Raw genomic sequence first — 16,388 nt, 5'->3', positions numbered from 1 at the left:
TCATCTGAGATTTCCTCATATATAGCCTTTTGCTATGCTGCACACTCTTCTATACTAAAATAACCACTGCCAAGTGAATTGTTACTCTCTCTAAAATGATCTATTTCCTCATAAATATGCTCATCGTTGAGTACAAGTTGCTGAGAGGGTGTTACTGCCTGCTCTTTTGCTTTCCTTTTTGCACCAAGATCTACTTTGGCACATATGTGCAGTGGATCAACCGGCTTTCTCTGTGCTCTAAGCTCTTTTATGCTAAAGTAAACGCTACTTAGTGAATCATCATCTCCAAAACCATCTATTTCAGCATAAATAAGTTCATCATATACAAATTGCTCCCTAGTGTTCTGAGCAGGTATTTCTTCATAAATAGGCTCTGATTGTAAAGAAAGAACGTCATATATTTCTCCGTATTGATGAAGCATATTTCCCTTCAATATCCATGCTGTCTGTACTATAATACTCAGAACCTCTTTCCAACAAAAATTTTCTCATAGGGTGAGAAATTATTTCCTCTGGTAAGCTTTTTGATAGGTCTAATGATAAACCTTTTGAGGTGGCTAATTTTTCCACAGCATGTGTTATAGTATTCTTATTGTTTTTATCTAATAATTTGACATCAGCTCTCGACTTGACAAGTAATTCTACTATGTCGTAACCAAGATTTTCTATAGCAAACACAAGTGCATCATTTAAGTGATGATTATCCTTCTTATTGTGTAAAGGTTCCTTTTTCTAACGGACAAAAAGAGTTTATCTAATTCATTAAATAGACCTAGAGTAAACTTCACAACTCTCTTGTTATTATATTTTGTAGCTCGAATTAATAAGTTACTTTTGATATCCATTGATTATCCCTCACTGTTCCTATTCTTAAGAATATGTTATCTTACAGTGATTGACTCTTTCTTAAATCCGGTGGTGTTCTGGCCAGTTGGATAGCAGCTTAGGTCTCATTTCTAAAATAAACAAGATTCGGGCAGCTGAAATAATATTAGGGGACAAACTTTATGAAGTTATTAAGTGTGCTTGTGAAGTTTTATGAATTTCAGTCTTTTTTCCACCTTATGTATGGGTATTTTTTCACTTATGTTCTTCGAGTTCGCTGCCATGTTCAACAGCTTTAAGTAGAATGTTGCAGCATTTTTAAAATCTGAAAGTTTATCTAGAATGACAGCTAGGTTATAGACATAAAAAATATTGTTTTGATCATAAGATATTGCAGTTATCATGTACTCCTTAGCCTTTGTATAATTCTTCTTTTTCATACAGATCAGACCTAGGTTTGCCAGTAAAGGAGCATAATTTTTGCGTATATCATACAACTTCAACATTTCACTTAACGCCAGATCAGGGTTATATTGTGAGACTATCGTCAGAAAATTTTCTAATATATAAGAGTCACTGGGGTGTTCTTTTAGCAGTCTTGTATAGACTTCTATAGCTTTTTCATATTCTTTGTTAACGTAATAGATATTTCCTAATCCAATCAAAGCATTTTTATGATAAGGAAATTTTGCGATGACTTGATTAAGAAGAGAAATAGCTGCCTTATTATTCCTAGATTCAAAGGAATCTTTTGCACTTTTTAAAATAGAGTGCGCGTTAAAATTCTTGCTAGAGCTCTGTGCAACTTTGATATTAAACTTGCCACTTTTTTTTTCAACAACTTCAAAGTCTTTATATTTTTCATCAGCTTTCATATATTTAGCAACGTTATCAAAGGCTTTTCGTATCTCCAGATCTTCGTTAGCATAAGTAGTAAAAAAACTTAATAAAACTATGGAATAAATTAACATACTGATAAATATAGATCTAAGTGTTGTAGCATTGGAGCCACGAATTGGTATAATTCCGGTACGTAACCAGTAAGTCTTAATCTCCTGAATTACGTTGCACATAGTATAAGTTTATAAATGCTGATTTAGCTATCTCATATAATAATAAAGATATTATTAACTAAGATTGAACATGTACACTGGCTTCATTTCGCATCATATGCATAATTAAAGTGCTTATCCTAGCAATAGAATGTATATATTTCTGGCAGCTTTCCTATTCAACTAAAACTATGCAACAAAACTTCACCTGCCAATTTTGCAAAGCCCTATTGCAATTCAATCAATTGGCGTATAAGCTTTAAGTAAAGCCTATGGAAAAAATGGAAGCTTGTTATTCATTTGACGATATACTACTTTTGCCAGCTCACTCTAATATATTGCCTTGTGATGCAGATACAAAAACTTATTTGACAAACAATATAGAACTCAACATTCCTCTCATATCCTCTGCAATGGATACTGTTACCGAGTCAGACTTTGCAATCACTATTGCCCAACATGGTGGAATAGGTTGCATACATAAAAACTTATCAATAGATGAACAAGTTTCAGAAGTCAGAAGGGTAAAAAAATATGAAAGCTGGATTGTGTATAACCCAATTACGATTTCTCCAAATAAAACGGTTGCAGAAGCAATTTCATTAATGAAAGAGCATAATTATTCTGGCATTCCTGTAGTTGATCAACGCAAGTTAGTTGGAATTTTAACTAATCGAGATGTAAGGTTCATTGAAGACCAGAACATGAGTGTGAAAGTCTCTGAAGTGATGACAAAGGACAAGTTAATTACAGTACGGGAGCAGGAAGTAGATAGTGCCTCAGCAATGAAATTGCTGCATGAAAATAGAATAGAGAAGCTTCTGGTCGTAGATGAAAATTCCAGTTGCATAGGCTTAATTACAGTTAAAGACATTGAAAAATACAATAGATACCCAAATTCATGTAAAGACAGTAAAGGACGACTTAGAGTTGCTGCTGCGGTTGGCACTGGCAAAAAGGATGGCATAGAAAGGTCTGAAGCTTTAATTGGAGAAGAAATTGATGTGATTATTGTAGACACCGCTCACGGTCATTCCGAAAACGTTATTAATACCATTAGAGAAATAAAAGCGATGTATCCAAGCGTGCAGCTAGTAGGTGGCAACATTGCCACAAAAGAAGCTGCTGAAGCATTGATTGATGCAGGTGTTGATGCAGTGAAGGTTGGCATAGGACCTGGGTCAATCTGCACGACCAGAATAGTTACAGGTGTTGGTGTACCACAATTTTCTGCAATTCAAAATGTTGCAGAAACATTTAAAACAAGAAAAGTAAGGTTGATTGCTGATGGTGGAATAAAATACTCAGGAGATGTTGCAAAAGCTATTGCAGCTGGTGCTGACTCTGTGATGATAGGTTCACTTTTTGCTGGCACTGACGAAAGCCCAGGTGAGATTATCATGTATAAGGGCAGAGCATACAAAGGCTATCGAGGAATGGGTTCTATCGGTGCAATGAAACGAGGTTCTGCCAACCGTTATTTTCAAGATAAAGACTCAAAACTAAAATTAGTTCCACAAGGAGTGGAAGGGAGAGTTCCATTTAAAGGCCCAGCTTCAGGTGTAATACATCAATTAATTGGCGGATTGCAAGCTGCAATGGGATATACAGGTAATAGGAGTATAGAAGAGATGAAAAAAAACTGCAAATTTGTTACTATCACTGCATCAGGGTTAAGAGAGAGCCATGCTCACGATATAATCATTACGCAAGAAGTTCCAAATTAAGCTTATTAAACGTCCAATTTATCAGCTGGTTCAGAGTAGATCTCTTTATTCAATATCATGCCAGCGCATTACGTTGGAACCTGGGTTTTATAAAATACAGATCCTATAGCTTCCAAGCCATATGATGAAAGAGCAGACTTAGTGAGGTAGATTGTTCCCATTTTCCACTACTACAAGTGTAGCCCCATTAACAGAAAATAATTTAAAAATAGCACTAATAACACTTTCTATCGCTTTAGCTTGTTCATGGTCTTGACTCAAGAAATATATAGTCAATCCAGCAGCTATTCCAGCAACAAGAGCTAATGCTGCTGCTGTGCCTAACATAATAGCCATCGAAGGATCTGCTAAAGCACCACACACCCAGTCCAACACCAAGAAAAACGTCTGGTATAATACCAAATAAACTATTATATACAGCGCTCCACTTCTTCGAGTTAGCTTGTTTTTCCATACTTTCAATAAGTATCTCTCTTGTTTTTTCTTCTGTAGCTAGATCCACTACTTCTTTTTTAGCTAAATCTAATGGAATTTCACCATTTGCGTTTTTTATCAAAGGATTTGCTCCATATTTGAGGAGGGTGGTTATTACCTTAGTCTCATTGATGCAATAATGTATTCCCACTTTGATCTTGAAAGTTTATCAATCTGTGAAAATCCTCAGGAGGAATAAACCTATGTATCGCTTTATCTAAAATATTTATTAGATTTTCAAATGACAATTTATCTCCTACTTCATACCTTGCAATACCACATTTAATACAATGGTACAAAATAAGGTATATTATTCCGCTTCTTACTACATTAAATTCTTTTGATAAAACTGATTTAAATACTTTCTCGTCAATTACTATTTCTTTTTGCTCATTAAGGAAATCCTGTAATTTTTTAATTTGGTTCTTTTTTTGCTTATATTACGAATAGTTTGAAGTAAAGTCATACGACCTTCCTTACTTTAATCATATTATTTATTAATAATATAACAAACTCTGCTAAAAGTCAAGGATATAGTTAAAAAATTAATACAATCTTTAGTAAAAACTGCTAAACTCTTTACTTTTTGTTCAACATGTCCATCAAATCAGATCCTCTGAACTCAAATTCTGAGTTGGAGAGGGAAGAAAATGTAGGAAACAGAATCATTAACTTTGCTTGTAGTTAACTATAGCTAAAAATTTACCTATCAATCTCACCAAAAACTATATCAAGTGAGCCAATAATTGCGGCAATGTCAGCAAGCATGTGCCCTTTTGCCATAAAATCTAAGGCTTGTAAATGTGCAAAACCAGGTGCTCTTATTCGGCATCTATAGGGTCTATTAGTACCATCTGAAACTATATACACTCCAAACTCGCCTTTCGGTGCCTCAACTGCAGCATAAGCCTCACCTTCTGATACATGATATCCTTCAGAATAGAGCTTAAAATGGTGAATGAGAGCCTCCATAGATTTTTTCATCTCTGCTCTTGGCGGTGGAGAAATTTTTCTATCTTCAGTTTTTACCGGCCCTTCAGGCATTTTCTTTATACACTGCTTTACCAAGCTAATGGACTGCCTAATTTCTTCCATCCTCACTAAATAACGGTCATAACAGTCACCATTTTTGCCGACCGGTATATCAAAATCTAGCTGATCATATATCTCATATGGCTGGCTTTTTCGCAAATCCCAAGCAAGCCCAGCAGCGCGCAGCATTGGTCCACTAAAGCCCCAATCAAGCGCCTGCTTAATTGATATTTCACTGATTCCTACAGTGCGTTGCTTCCATACTCTATTTTCTGTTAAAAGCCCATCAACATCATCTATATATTTTGGAAATTGATCCATAAATTTTGCAATATCCTCAATCAAACCTTCTGGAACATCTGCTGCAACTCCACCTGGCCTAATGTAGGCCGCATGAAACCTTGCACCTGAAGCCCTCTCATAGAATTCCAATATTTTTTCTCTCTCTTCAAAGAGCCATAAAAGAGGAGTCATCGCCCCAACATCAAGTGCTTGAGAAGAGACATTCAGTAGATGATTTAGTATCCTTGTGAGTTCACAAAACAAGACACGCAAATATTTTGCTCTAACTGGAACTTCGCATTGCAACAATTTCTCCACACATAGTGAATACGCGTGCTCTTGCGACATTGGTGATACATAATCGAGGCGATCAAAATAAGGCAAGGCCTGAAGATACGTTTTATGTTCTATTAATTTTTCAGTACCGCGGTGCAAAAGCCCAATGTGAGGATCAGCCCTCTCGATCACTTCACCATCCATCTCTAAAACAAGACGCAACACCCCATGTGCTGCCGGATGCTGAGGTCCAAAATTTAACATCATTGTCTTTAGATCTGGCATGTCTAATAGCTTAAGGTATTAAAATTGTATAGACCCAAGTACGTTGAAAGTCAATTAGAAACCTAAAATGCTGAAGGCATAGTGGTATCTAAGGTACAGCAAAAGCTAATTATAGCTGGCCTAATGTGGATTAACGAATTGAATTTATGGTTATGCTGAGTAATTTAAGTTGTCATCCCAGCGCTTCTATGATGTCATCCAAGTAGCTGACATACAACTGTACGAACATTGTGATTAGAGCCTGCCAGGGGGGAGTTATGCAAGTAGCTGACACTGTCAGCTAATCTTTCCATAATCATAAAAACGTTGTATTTTAACATAAAACAGCTACTTTTGTACTCACCAAACTTTATAAAATTCCTGGATTCCAGTGTCAGCTACTTGCATAACTCCCCTCTTGGATTCTTAAACTGCAACTAACCTTAGCTATAAATACTTAAGAAATTTACTAAATAGAAAAAAAGACAAAAAAATCCCATGTTAACTAGTTATTCACTATGATTTTATCAGTTGGCGTTTTTTAATGCCTTTAAGCGCCTAAACAAGTGCAACTTACAGCACTAGCTGGCAATGTAGATAACAACGTATAAAAACATGAGGTGCACATAGTGCAAAAATTAAACATGACATGTCAGGCATACTAAGTTTTTTTTGTCATTTAATCTGTACAAAAAATATTAATAATTAGCTTTACTTTCATTAAAAGGGGGCTGACGAGGGTTGTCAAATAATTTTTAGTTCTATTTTGTCTCGCTGTTTTCAAATCATAATGTTCGTATGGTTGGACACCCTATGGTTGCTGACTTATTTCTTAACCAGCAATATTTGCAAAGTAAAGTAGCTTAATTATAAGGTGGAAAATGCCATTCCTTAGGCGATAATGTGAATATTTCAACACCATCCTTTGTTACCCCAAGCGTATGCTCAAATTGTGCAGAAAGTGAAAGGTCACGTGTTGTTACTGTCCAACCGTCTAGTTTACTGAGCAGAGTTTCATGTTTTCCAGCGTTGACCATTGGTTCTATTGTAAAAAACATACCTTCCTTTAAGACAAGATTTTCATCTTTATCATAAAAATGTAGTACATTTGGTGGGGCATGAAAGACTTTTCCTATACCATGTCCACAATAATTGCGCACGATAGAATATCCAAAATCTTCAATGTATTTTTCTATAGCAAGCCCTATTTCATTTAATTTATTACCAGGCTTAACTTGTTTTATCGCTTCCATCAATGCACCATAAGTAGCATCACATAAGCGTTTTGCTTTTATCGATGGTTTACCAGCCCAAAACATACGGCTTGTATCACCATGCCAGCCGTCTAAAATTACCGTGACATCTATATTTACAATGTCTCCATCCTTAAGTAGCTTATCATCAGGAATGCCATGACACACAACAGCATTTTTCGAGGTGCAAATTGACTTTGGGTATCCTTTATAGTTAAGTGGCGCTGGAATTGCACCTGCCTTGATTATAAAGTCATGACATAGATCATTTAACTCGTTAGTTGTCACTCCCACCTCTACGTGCGGTGTAATGAAATCAAGAGTTTCAGCTGCTAACCTGCCAGCTTTGCGCATAAACTCAAAGTCTTTTTGTGAATGTATAGTTATGTTTATACTTTCCATATAATTACTATAGACATTTTTATACAAAATAACAGTTCTGTTTATAGCCTATCTGTTACCAAAGTAAGTCCCATGCCCTAGTGTTAAGCATATAACTGTACAATTATTGAAACGTATTTCCACCAAAAAGCCAATGCGTGACACACATCTATATGTGTCAAGTTAAGAAGCGGTATCTTCTTAACTTAACGCGTATGGTAGTGTATGGAAGTTGTGATTCGAGCCTACCAGGGAAAGTACCACCCCAGTATCAACTACTTGTATAATAAGAAAAAACAAAAGTCTAAACTGTAACTTTCGATTTAACCCAATGGTACAATTTACTTATTTTACCATCCTGCCCTAACATACCAGAACTATTTTTATAAAAAGTTTCAATTATTAGCTTGATAGAGCCTATGGAAGCAGAAAATACAGGATTTTTATCATATTCGCCATCAAGACCATTGCATGATTCAGGGCACCCAATACGAACTTGTTTATTGAATATATAGCCTGCAATCTCTTTCATGCTTGACAGCCGACTAGTGCCACCTGTGATAACTACTTTATTAATTGGGTCTTTCTGCTCCCGAAATTGCTCTTTGACCAGTTCAAGTATCTCCTCGACCCTTGGTCTTATAATGTCAACAAGTTCAGACTTAGGTACTTGAGCCTGTTCGTCATTTTCATTATTTTGCACTGTAATATATTCATTCTCATCCACTGAGGTCACAATAGTGCTACCATATAGTACTTTTATGCGTTCTGCATGTTCTATGCTAGTACACAGTCCATAAGCAATATCTCGAGTGATATGGACACCACCAATTGGAATGCTGTTTGCATACATGAGTTTACCTCTCTTGAAAATTCCAATTGCAGTACACCCACCCCCTATATCAACAATAGCAGTTCCAAGCTCTTTTTCATCTTCACTTAGACAGGCAAGACCCGCAGAATATGAAGATGCGATGCAACCAGCCATATTTATTCCACTATTATTAGTTATGCAATTCTCAATGTTGGTAAGTGCTGGACGCGAAGCAGTGACAACATTAACATCAGTAGATAATCTTTTTCCATACAATCCACTGACCTCTTTTATATCAGTCATGTCATCCAAGTGATATTTTAGTGGTATATTGTGAATGATAACATTTCCTTCAATATATTTCTCAAACGTTTGAAAGACTACACTTTTTATATCCCGATCAGAAATTTCACGATTGGCTGCAATGATTTCATTATGGACATAAAAAGATGAGATGCCACATCCAGCTATATTAACATATACTTGGTCTATAATTTCCTCTGATACTTGCTCGGCTAAACCTACAGTTGACGAAATAGAGTAATTTGCATGTTTTACATCAGTTATTGATCCACCGTTTACACCTTCTGCAATTTTATAACCTGTTCCTGTTATCTTATAGCTGAAATTGCTACTGATCTTAACAACTAGACAAATAATCTTTGTTGTACCTATATCTAGAACAGCAAAAACGTTTCTCTTTGGTTTTACTATTACTGCAGAGTACATTAATTGACCTTGTTACACAATTTGATTTAAATTGTAGCTTTCTTTAATAATTTATATTTCTATTATTAAAATACAGCAACATTCTAATATACCCCAAATACTGGACAAAGGAAAAAATAAAACATAGAATTATAATTTTATGTCTAGATTACCGATTGTAATTGCTCCCGATGAAAGATTAACCACACGCGCCAGCGAAGTAACAGATATAAACGATAAAATTAAAGAATTAGTAAACGACATGTTCGAAACCATGTATGATGCAAAAGGTCTTGGCCTTGCCGCAGTGCAAATTGGAGTACTGAAAAGAGTTTTTGTCATGGATGTTCAATTAAAGGATACTGAAGGTGGACCAGCAGGATATGAATCAACTGGCAAATTTTGTATAACTAACCCTGAAATTATAGAATTATCCGATGAACAAGTAATTCTCAAAGAAGGGTGCCTTTCAATTCCAGAGCAAAGTCATGAAATCAAGCGCCCAAAGTATTTAACTGTGAAATATAGAAACTTAAATAACGAAGAACAGACTCTAAAAGCCAGTGGTTGGCTTGCAAGATGTGTTCAGCATGAGCTAGATCATTTAAATGGTATATTATACATTAGACATTTGTCTAAATTGAAGTATGATATGGCTATGAAGAAAGCACAAAAGGTTAAGAGGCAATATGAGCGATGAAGATCTAGAATTATTAAAATTTTACCATGAAGAGGGCATTGATTGTACGCTAACAGAAGATGAAGAGGAAAAAAAAGTAGAAAAAGTGAAAGATAACAATCCTATACAGTCTCCTGCCATTCAAGCTGAAGTCCAAAAAAAAGAGCAGCAATCCATGTTTCCAAGTGATTGGATAATTGAAGCAAGAAAACTTGCAAGTAAATGTGTTAGTGTAGATGAACTAAGAAGTGTGGTTAGATCATTTGAAGGTTGCGAAATAAAAAAAACTGCAACTAATACTGTTTTTTCCAATGGTAATCCAAATGCAAAGATTATGCTTGTTGGTGAAGCTCCAGGAGCAAATGAAGACCTGCAAGGTATACCATTTTGTGGTGCGAGCGGGATGTTGCTCAATAAAATGTTAAATGCAATCAATCTTGATCGCACTAAAGTATACATAAGCAATACTGTATTTTGGCGCCCACCAGGTAACAGAAAACCAACCGACCTAGAGCTTGACATGTGCAGGCCATTTGTCGAAAAGCATATTGCACTCATTTCACCGAAGATTTTAATTTTGGTTGGGGGAATTGCATGTTATAGCCTTCTTGATAACACAAAAACTATATCAACTTTGCGTGGCAGATTTCACACGTATACTAACCAATATTTATCTCGTTCAATTACCACAGCTGCTATATTTCACCCAGCCTACCTACTTCGTCAACCAGCGCAAAAACTTTTAGCTTGGGAAGATCTGAAGCAAATCAGGGAGTACCTCGATAATACCCATAACTGCACAAACGTTTAGTAATGCAATAGAGCAATGTAAATTACCATTTGTGTTATTCAAGTAGCTGGCTGGCAATAAAAATAGACTAAATAAAAAAACTACTTGACAAATCTCCCCAGCTTCCTCACCATGGGGCTAGAGTTATTTTTGACTCAAAACTTGTTTTTGACCTGAAGGTTTAATGACAAAATTCAATAAAAAGCTCAGGTGTTTTTTGGCAGGTTACATCAGGTCATTAAGGCTGCATGTCTTTTAAATTTTTTCTACATTCAGCCAAATAGCGCTTAAACTAAGCGTCAACACATTATTACAGCACCAATTTAAAGTATTAGATGGTCAAAATTCGCTACTCGGTGTTCCTTTACCTTTTTTCTCCATTTAGTAAACTTCTTAATATTTAGATTAATCGCAGTTTAAGAGTCCAAGAGAGGTGTCAAACACAACACTGGTTCACTTTATGATGGTGTCATTCCAGTATCAGCTACTTAGATAACATCCTCCTAGTAGGCTTGAATCACAACGTTCGTATAGTTGTATATCACGCACTGGGATAACAAGAAAGAAGCGCTTGACAAGAGGTGAAGCAAGAAGTCCAATGTGAAATCAACCATTAGTATCATGCCAGTACTTAACACTGTTTTCATAGATCACGCTCTAAAGCCCAGGCTGTTGCCAGCACCATTACAGATGGAAACATCGTACAGTTTACTTGATACATGTACCAACTCTAGCTATCAACAAGGTCTTTATTCTTATCTACCGACTCAAGTTGTGATATTCTTCGTTCAGTTCAAAATAGAGTATGAAAAGAGTATCACTTTATATACATAAATAAGAAGAAGAACCCAACCAGCTAAGTATTCCTACTCTTGATGTACTTTGAACTTCTAGAGATGTGTCGGGCAACTTTTCCTTATCTACAAACTCAAAACCTGCTGCAGCAGACAACCCACCCGCTATTTTTGTTAGTTGTATAAAATCATTATTGGAGCCATGAATAGCAGGATATTGTACTTCACGTACGAGATCATTGTAGTTGTTAAGGCCTTTAATGACATTAGATATTCTTTTTTCTAGTTTTTTCAAATTTTCTACGAATTGATTTGGTTCTAGTAACGTTAGAGGTAGCATGATGGTACAGTTCTTATACTTTAATGCTTCTTTTCCTTAAATATTATCATCGTTATTAACAAATTTGCGTATTCTTTTCTCTAGCACTATTAAGTCTATTTCTGTGTTGTATTCTGATATAGCTGGATAATTGCCAATTTCATGCATGTGATCATTCCAGTTGGAGCATTTAGTAAACTTACTTATTATCTCTTTTAATACTTCTAAACCTTTATACTATTTATATACACACCATCTCTTAATATTAATAAACTAAATAATTATGTATAACAAAGTGTTTAGTAGTCAATTTACTTCTTAAAATTTTTTAATTTTCTTTTGGTTCTATGTTAGAACAAATACGTAAAACATTAAGACATGAAATATTGACTTATGTTAATCAATATTTTCATTCAAAAGAGTAATACTTAAGTTCTGCCAGAGAGTTATGGTTTTAAAAGAAACTTAGCGTTAAATTATTAATAAATTACTTGTAAAAATAAATCTTATGGAAAGCAAAGCTAAAGCTTGGTTCTTTTGGTTGATCAGTAACTTGGTTGTTATATTTAGCAACATGGAGATAATTTACACCTTTATAAGTGTAGATCTCGAAAAAGAACTGAGACTCACAATCACGCAGATTGCACTAGCTAATTCAGTATATACTTGGACTTTCGCCATCTCACAGTTTTTTAATGGGAAAATGTTTAATGTTTTTTCTAGTAAAAAATTTTATTCTTTCTCAGTATCAACTATGATCCTTGGGTTTTTTGTCATATTAATAGTAACAACTTTGCCCATTTAATTCTGTCGCAAGTGTTGATTGCAACCAGAACATCGTTCGTTTTTATTGGTGCTGCTCATATAAGCAGCATCTGTTTTCCTCTTACCCAATTTTGGACTGATGTTTTCACTAGTGCAAACGATTTCAAGTTTTTATGCACTGGTAATTTAAATATTTTTCTCTAGCTTACTTGCCAAAGGTGCAGGTTAGAAAAATCTGATTGTATGCATAATATTATTTGGTGTGTTGATGTTTGCACTTATGTTTTTTTATCCAAACACGCTTTTAGAAAGCAGTTTAGAAAAAAACTTAATAAAAAGCTCTATGAAAACATTAATATACTCGGTATTAACAATGCTAAAATTAAGAGATATCTGGATAACTTCAATGGTGGGTGCTATTACTTTTGGAACATTTCTGGCACTTAACACCTTGTTGGCTATAAGGCTACTGAGCAACTCAGAACTCAATGCAATGGAGTCAGGTGTAGGAACTGCAATATTGTAGTTTGGCTTTGCAGTTGGTGCTACAATTGCAGATCAAATCTCTAACCTAGAGAAAATAGAAAACATGTAACCTCTGCTTTTGCTCAGCTGAAAGGCACTTCGATTATTATTTTGTTATTCAGCCATTTAACAGTTCACATCATATACTTTTATATGTTAATGTTCAGGTTTTTTGTGGGAGGGCATATGCTTAATTTTACTGTTGCAGTGAAATTGTGAAGCGGAAATATATCAGTACATCGTCATCTATTATCAACGGATTTATATTTATCATGAGCGGTATTATAGTATCAATTTTGGCACTTTTTTCAGATCATAAAATGGCACCTCTTGCGATATTCACAATGTTAGCAGCCACTAGTATTTTAAACTATGCTACAAAAGAGACATACTCCAAATAAGTAGCTTGAACCTTGAGTTGATTGTTATATTATATTCACATGTTGAATACTGACCAAATTATGGATTACGTTATAACAAAGGGTATAACAGTAACTAAGGCAACAATAGCCGAAGATATCAATCAAGAAATTGGATTATCAAAAGAAGACTCCGCTGTAATAATAGATGATATATTGGATGAGATAAAGGCAAGTTTAGTAAAGGATGGAATAGTAAAAATATCGTCATTTGGCACATTCTTGATTAAAAAAAAGAAGGAAAGGCCAGGGAATATACCAAACACGTCAAAAAAAGTGGTAATTCAGGCAAGAAATTCAGTTTCTTTTAGACCTTCAAAAGTGATAAAAAAGTTAATAAATAATCAATGAATAAAGAAAAATTACTCTACACGATCGGAGAAGTAGCTGAGGAGTTGCACTTAGAGCAGCACGTTTTAAGATTTTGGGAAAGTCAATTTCATCAAATTAAGCCCATAAAACTCAAGGGAAGAAGGCTATATGATCATAAGTGTATAGAGGTCATAAAGAAAATAAAGTACATGTTATATGATAAAGGATATACAATAAAAGGAGTACAGAAAGAACTTGATAATGATGTAAAAATCAATCGCGATTCAAAGGATTTATTGCAAGAACTTACTGACTTAAGAGACTATTTAATTAGCAAAATAAATAGTGAGTAAAGTAACAAACAATCATAAGCGCAGTGCAAATGTATGTAAATTGTGTTCATATAGCTGGAAAGCTAACCAAGAAAGTGCGAACTCACGTTAAGAAACAGTTAAAGAAACTATCACACTAAGTGCATAATAACCGTAATGCGCACCTTTTGGTAAGAAAAAATCAATACATTCACAGTAGATTCAACTTAGTTTTGTATGTGGATGTTAGAATGGAAGTTTATACAGGCAAAGAAAGAAGAATAGCAAATATAGTGACCCAGCATTGGAGCGACGTAAAAGGACCAGACAGAGACTGGCCAGAAAGGCACGAAATAGATACTGCAGAAATAATGGCATCATGGCAGCATTGTTTTATTATTGAGGTTAATGATCAAAGTTATATTTGTGAAAATGCAGGAGAAAAGGCCTTTGAGTTTTATGGTTTTGAAAAAAACATGTGTATTGATAATAAATATGCAATTGATGCACCATTTTTACAACTATATAAAATAGATGCAGTTATTGATAAACTCGATACTGTAGTAGATAGCAAGTGTCCAATCAATGAAGAGGAAGAAAGTGAAAGTGTTAAAATGAGGCAAATATTGTTGCCACTTGGGAATAAAAAAAGTATAACGCATATATTGGGAGTCATTACATTTAAGCTCCTTTGATATACAATTTTAAATTACATATTGTGGTTGTGTTGCAACTTTAGGTTGAATGCTATTTGATTCTTCGGTAAAATTACTTATAGTTTATTCGAGATATGAAGAAAATGAAATTGAAAACCAAATCTTCTGTTAAAAAGCGCTTTAATCTTACAGCTAAGGGCAAAGTCATTTCTACTCAATCAGGTAAAAGGCATGGTATGGTAAAGAGGAGCAAATCTAATATTCGCAATCAGCGCGGTACGACAATTCTTGGTAAATCTGACTCGCGTATAGTTAAGCTTTACATGCCTTATGGTATTTAACAAAATGGAGGTAAAATAAAATGGCTAGAGTAAAGCGCGGCGTTACTACTCACGCTCGTCACAAAAAAATATTAAAGTTAGCAAAGGGCTACAGAGGACGTGCAAAAAATTGTTACAGGATTGCGCTACAAAGGGTTGAAAAAGCATTACAATATGCTTACAGAGACAGGAGAAATCGCAAGCGCGATTTTCGTAGCCTGTGGATAATACGTATTAACGCAGCAGTAAGAGGACATGGGCTTACTTATGGTAGGTTTATACATGGCCTCACACTTGCCGGAGTTAATTTAAATAGAAAAGTTCTTGCTGAAATGGCTGTTAATTATAAAGATGATTTCGCAAAATTAGTAGAAACTGTAAGCAGTAAATTAGCAGAAAATTCTTGATTTTCTTAAGCAAAGATATTTAGCGGCATGAGAGTAATTTTCATGGGGTCACCGGAATTTGCTGTTGGTGTACTAAACTTGTTATTAAAGTCGAAAAATGAGATAATAGTAGTATATACCAAGGCTCCAAAACCTTCAGGGCGTGGACAAAAACTAACAAAATCTCCAATACATATGGTTGCTGAAGAAAATGGTATAAAGGTACGCACTCCTACTTCTCTAAAATCTTTGGTAGAGCAAGAAAAGTTTAAAAATTTTAAATCAGATATTGCAGTCGTTGCTGCATATGGATTAATAATTCCAAAAGAAATCTTGAATATTCCAAAGTATGGTTGTATTAATGTTCATCCTTCACTGTTACCTAGATGGCGCGGTGCAGCTCCTATACAGCATGCAATTTTAGCAGGAGACCAAGAAACTGGGGTTAGCATTATGCAATTGAATGAAGGTTTGGATTCTGGTCCCATTTTAAAACAGAAAAAATTTATGATTGAAAAAAATGACAATTACAAGACATTGCATGATAAATTGTCTGAACTAGGCAGTGATTTATTGATGGAAGTGTTAAATAAAATTGAAAAACACGTTCCCTTAGAACAAAACGATGATAATGCATGCTACGCTAATAAAGTGGAAGACTATAAAATTTATGCGAGTGATGTTTGTGAAGTTGCTTATAGGAAAGTTAAAGCATTTTATCCTAAGGCGTTTGTCAAGATAGAGAATAAACGCGTCAGAATACTTGATGCTGATTTTGAAGCAAATGTTTCTTTAACTTCAGCAGGAGGTAAGATTATTAATGATAATATGCACATAAGTTTGGGAAGTGGCACTTTAATTCCCAAAGTTGTACAAATGGAAGGAAGAAGTCCTTGTAGTGTTGAAGATTTTGTTCGTGGCTTAAAATTCAGTACAGTAAAAAAGTTTATAGAATAAATATAACCCTTACATAATTAGCTTATAGTAATAACAGAAACACAGATGAGCAATGCAGCCCGCTTAA

19 protein-coding genes are annotated in these 16,388 nt (G+C 34.9%); 11 read left to right on the top strand and 8 right to left on the bottom strand.

Features of this window, described 5'->3' with window-relative positions:
* Window positions 1-32 precede the first annotated feature (32 nt).
* From QUS22_RS01335 to QUS22_RS01325, 3 genes are all read right to left on the bottom strand, one after another.
* The gene (locus QUS22_RS01335) at window positions 33-422 is read right to left on the bottom strand and encodes a hypothetical protein (protein WP_289513188.1); all 390 of its coding nucleotides are present in this window, start codon (window positions 420-422) and stop codon (window positions 33-35) included.
* Window positions 394-678, bottom strand: coding sequence for a hypothetical protein (locus QUS22_RS01330; RefSeq protein ID WP_289513187.1), 285 nt, complete (start codon window positions 676-678; stop codon window positions 394-396). The genes QUS22_RS01335 and QUS22_RS01330 overlap by 29 nt, the downstream gene beginning before the upstream one ends.
* Window positions 679-1,016: 338 nt before the next feature.
* Complete coding sequence (locus QUS22_RS01325) at window positions 1,017-1,898, bottom strand: tetratricopeptide repeat protein (RefSeq protein WP_289513186.1); 882 nt, start codon at window positions 1,896-1,898, stop codon at window positions 1,017-1,019.
* A gap of 251 nt (window positions 1,899-2,149) precedes the next feature.
* Here QUS22_RS01325 and guaB point away from each other — a divergent pair, with 251 nt between their 5' ends.
* Window positions 2,150-3,604, top strand: a complete 1,455-nt coding sequence (guaB, locus tag QUS22_RS01320) for an IMP dehydrogenase (protein ID WP_289513185.1) — start codon at window positions 2,150-2,152, stop codon at window positions 3,602-3,604.
* 138 nt (window positions 3,605-3,742) lie between these two features.
* On the opposite strand, the gene QUS22_RS01315 is transcribed toward guaB, so the two are convergent.
* The 4 genes from QUS22_RS01315 to ftsA form a co-directional block, all read right to left on the bottom strand.
* Window positions 3,743-4,066: a hypothetical protein gene (locus QUS22_RS01315; RefSeq protein ID WP_289513184.1), complete on the bottom strand. Its 324-nt coding sequence runs from the start codon at window positions 4,064-4,066 to the stop codon at window positions 3,743-3,745.
* 714 nt (window positions 4,067-4,780) lie between these two features.
* Window positions 4,781-5,953 (bottom strand): NADH-quinone oxidoreductase subunit D, encoded by a 1,173-nt coding sequence (locus tag QUS22_RS01310; RefSeq protein WP_289513183.1) that lies wholly within the window; start codon window positions 5,951-5,953, stop codon window positions 4,781-4,783.
* Between the two features lie 842 nt (window positions 5,954-6,795).
* Entirely contained in the window at window positions 6,796-7,578 is a 783-nt protein-coding gene (gene map / locus QUS22_RS01305) for a type I methionyl aminopeptidase (protein ID WP_289513276.1), read from the bottom strand.
* A gap of 292 nt (window positions 7,579-7,870) precedes the next feature.
* On the bottom strand, window positions 7,871-9,109 hold the full coding sequence (gene ftsA / locus QUS22_RS01300) for a cell division protein FtsA (protein WP_289513182.1): 1,239 nt from the start codon (window positions 9,107-9,109) through the stop codon (window positions 7,871-7,873).
* Between the two features lie 139 nt (window positions 9,110-9,248).
* Here ftsA and def point away from each other — a divergent pair, with 139 nt between their 5' ends.
* Window positions 9,249-9,788 (top strand): peptide deformylase, encoded by a 540-nt coding sequence (gene def / locus QUS22_RS01295; protein WP_289513181.1) that lies wholly within the window; start codon window positions 9,249-9,251, stop codon window positions 9,786-9,788.
* The gene (locus QUS22_RS01290; RefSeq protein ID WP_289513180.1) at window positions 9,778-10,578 is read left to right on the top strand and encodes a uracil-DNA glycosylase; all 801 of its coding nucleotides are present in this window, start codon (window positions 9,778-9,780) and stop codon (window positions 10,576-10,578) included. The genes def and QUS22_RS01290 overlap by 11 nt, the downstream gene beginning before the upstream one ends.
* Before the next feature lie 801 nt (window positions 10,579-11,379).
* Here QUS22_RS01290 and QUS22_RS01285 read toward each other — a convergent pair.
* Complete coding sequence (locus QUS22_RS01285) at window positions 11,380-11,691, bottom strand: hypothetical protein (protein WP_289513179.1); 312 nt, start codon at window positions 11,689-11,691, stop codon at window positions 11,380-11,382.
* Between the two features lie 487 nt (window positions 11,692-12,178).
* Between QUS22_RS01285 and QUS22_RS05490 the strand changes: the two genes are divergently transcribed.
* From QUS22_RS05490 to fmt, 8 genes are all read left to right on the top strand, one after another.
* Window positions 12,179-12,475, top strand: coding sequence for an MFS transporter (locus QUS22_RS05490; protein WP_353477705.1), 297 nt, complete (start codon window positions 12,179-12,181; stop codon window positions 12,473-12,475).
* Window positions 12,476-12,778: 303 nt separating this feature from the next.
* Entirely contained in the window at window positions 12,779-12,961 is a 183-nt protein-coding gene (locus QUS22_RS01280) for a hypothetical protein (protein ID WP_289513178.1), read from the top strand.
* Window positions 12,962-13,421: 460 nt separating this feature from the next.
* Window positions 13,422-13,730 carry an integration host factor subunit alpha gene (locus QUS22_RS01275; RefSeq protein ID WP_289513177.1) on the top strand — a complete coding sequence of 103 codons (309 nt, stop codon included), beginning with the start codon at window positions 13,422-13,424 and terminating at the stop codon, window positions 13,728-13,730.
* Window positions 13,727-14,044, top strand: coding sequence for a MerR family transcriptional regulator (locus tag QUS22_RS01270; RefSeq protein ID WP_289513176.1), 318 nt, complete (start codon window positions 13,727-13,729; stop codon window positions 14,042-14,044). The genes QUS22_RS01275 and QUS22_RS01270 overlap by 4 nt, the downstream gene beginning before the upstream one ends.
* 209 nt (window positions 14,045-14,253) lie before the next feature.
* Window positions 14,254-14,697: a PAS domain-containing protein gene (locus tag QUS22_RS01265; RefSeq protein WP_353477716.1), complete on the top strand. Its 444-nt coding sequence runs from the start codon at window positions 14,254-14,256 to the stop codon at window positions 14,695-14,697.
* A 95-nt stretch (window positions 14,698-14,792) separates the two neighbouring features.
* Window positions 14,793-14,999, top strand: a complete 207-nt coding sequence (gene rpmI, locus QUS22_RS01260; RefSeq protein ID WP_174133090.1) for a 50S ribosomal protein L35 — start codon at window positions 14,793-14,795, stop codon at window positions 14,997-14,999.
* 20 nt (window positions 15,000-15,019) lie between these two features.
* A complete protein-coding gene (gene rplT, locus QUS22_RS01255) occupies window positions 15,020-15,385 on the top strand; it encodes a 50S ribosomal protein L20 (protein WP_289513174.1) in 366 nt (121 codons plus the stop codon).
* A 27-nt stretch (window positions 15,386-15,412) separates the two neighbouring features.
* Window positions 15,413-16,321 carry a methionyl-tRNA formyltransferase gene (gene fmt / locus QUS22_RS01250; RefSeq protein ID WP_289513173.1) on the top strand — a complete coding sequence of 303 codons (909 nt, stop codon included), beginning with the start codon at window positions 15,413-15,415 and terminating at the stop codon, window positions 16,319-16,321.
* Window positions 16,322-16,388 lie beyond the last annotated feature (67 nt).

This window comes from Wolbachia pipientis (assembly GCF_030373985.1).
In the GTDB taxonomy this organism is placed as follows: Bacteria; Pseudomonadota; Alphaproteobacteria; order Rickettsiales; family Anaplasmataceae; genus Wolbachia; species Wolbachia pipientis_D.
Note: the sequence above shows the minus strand (reverse complement) of the source record. Positions and strands in the feature narration are given on the sequence as shown.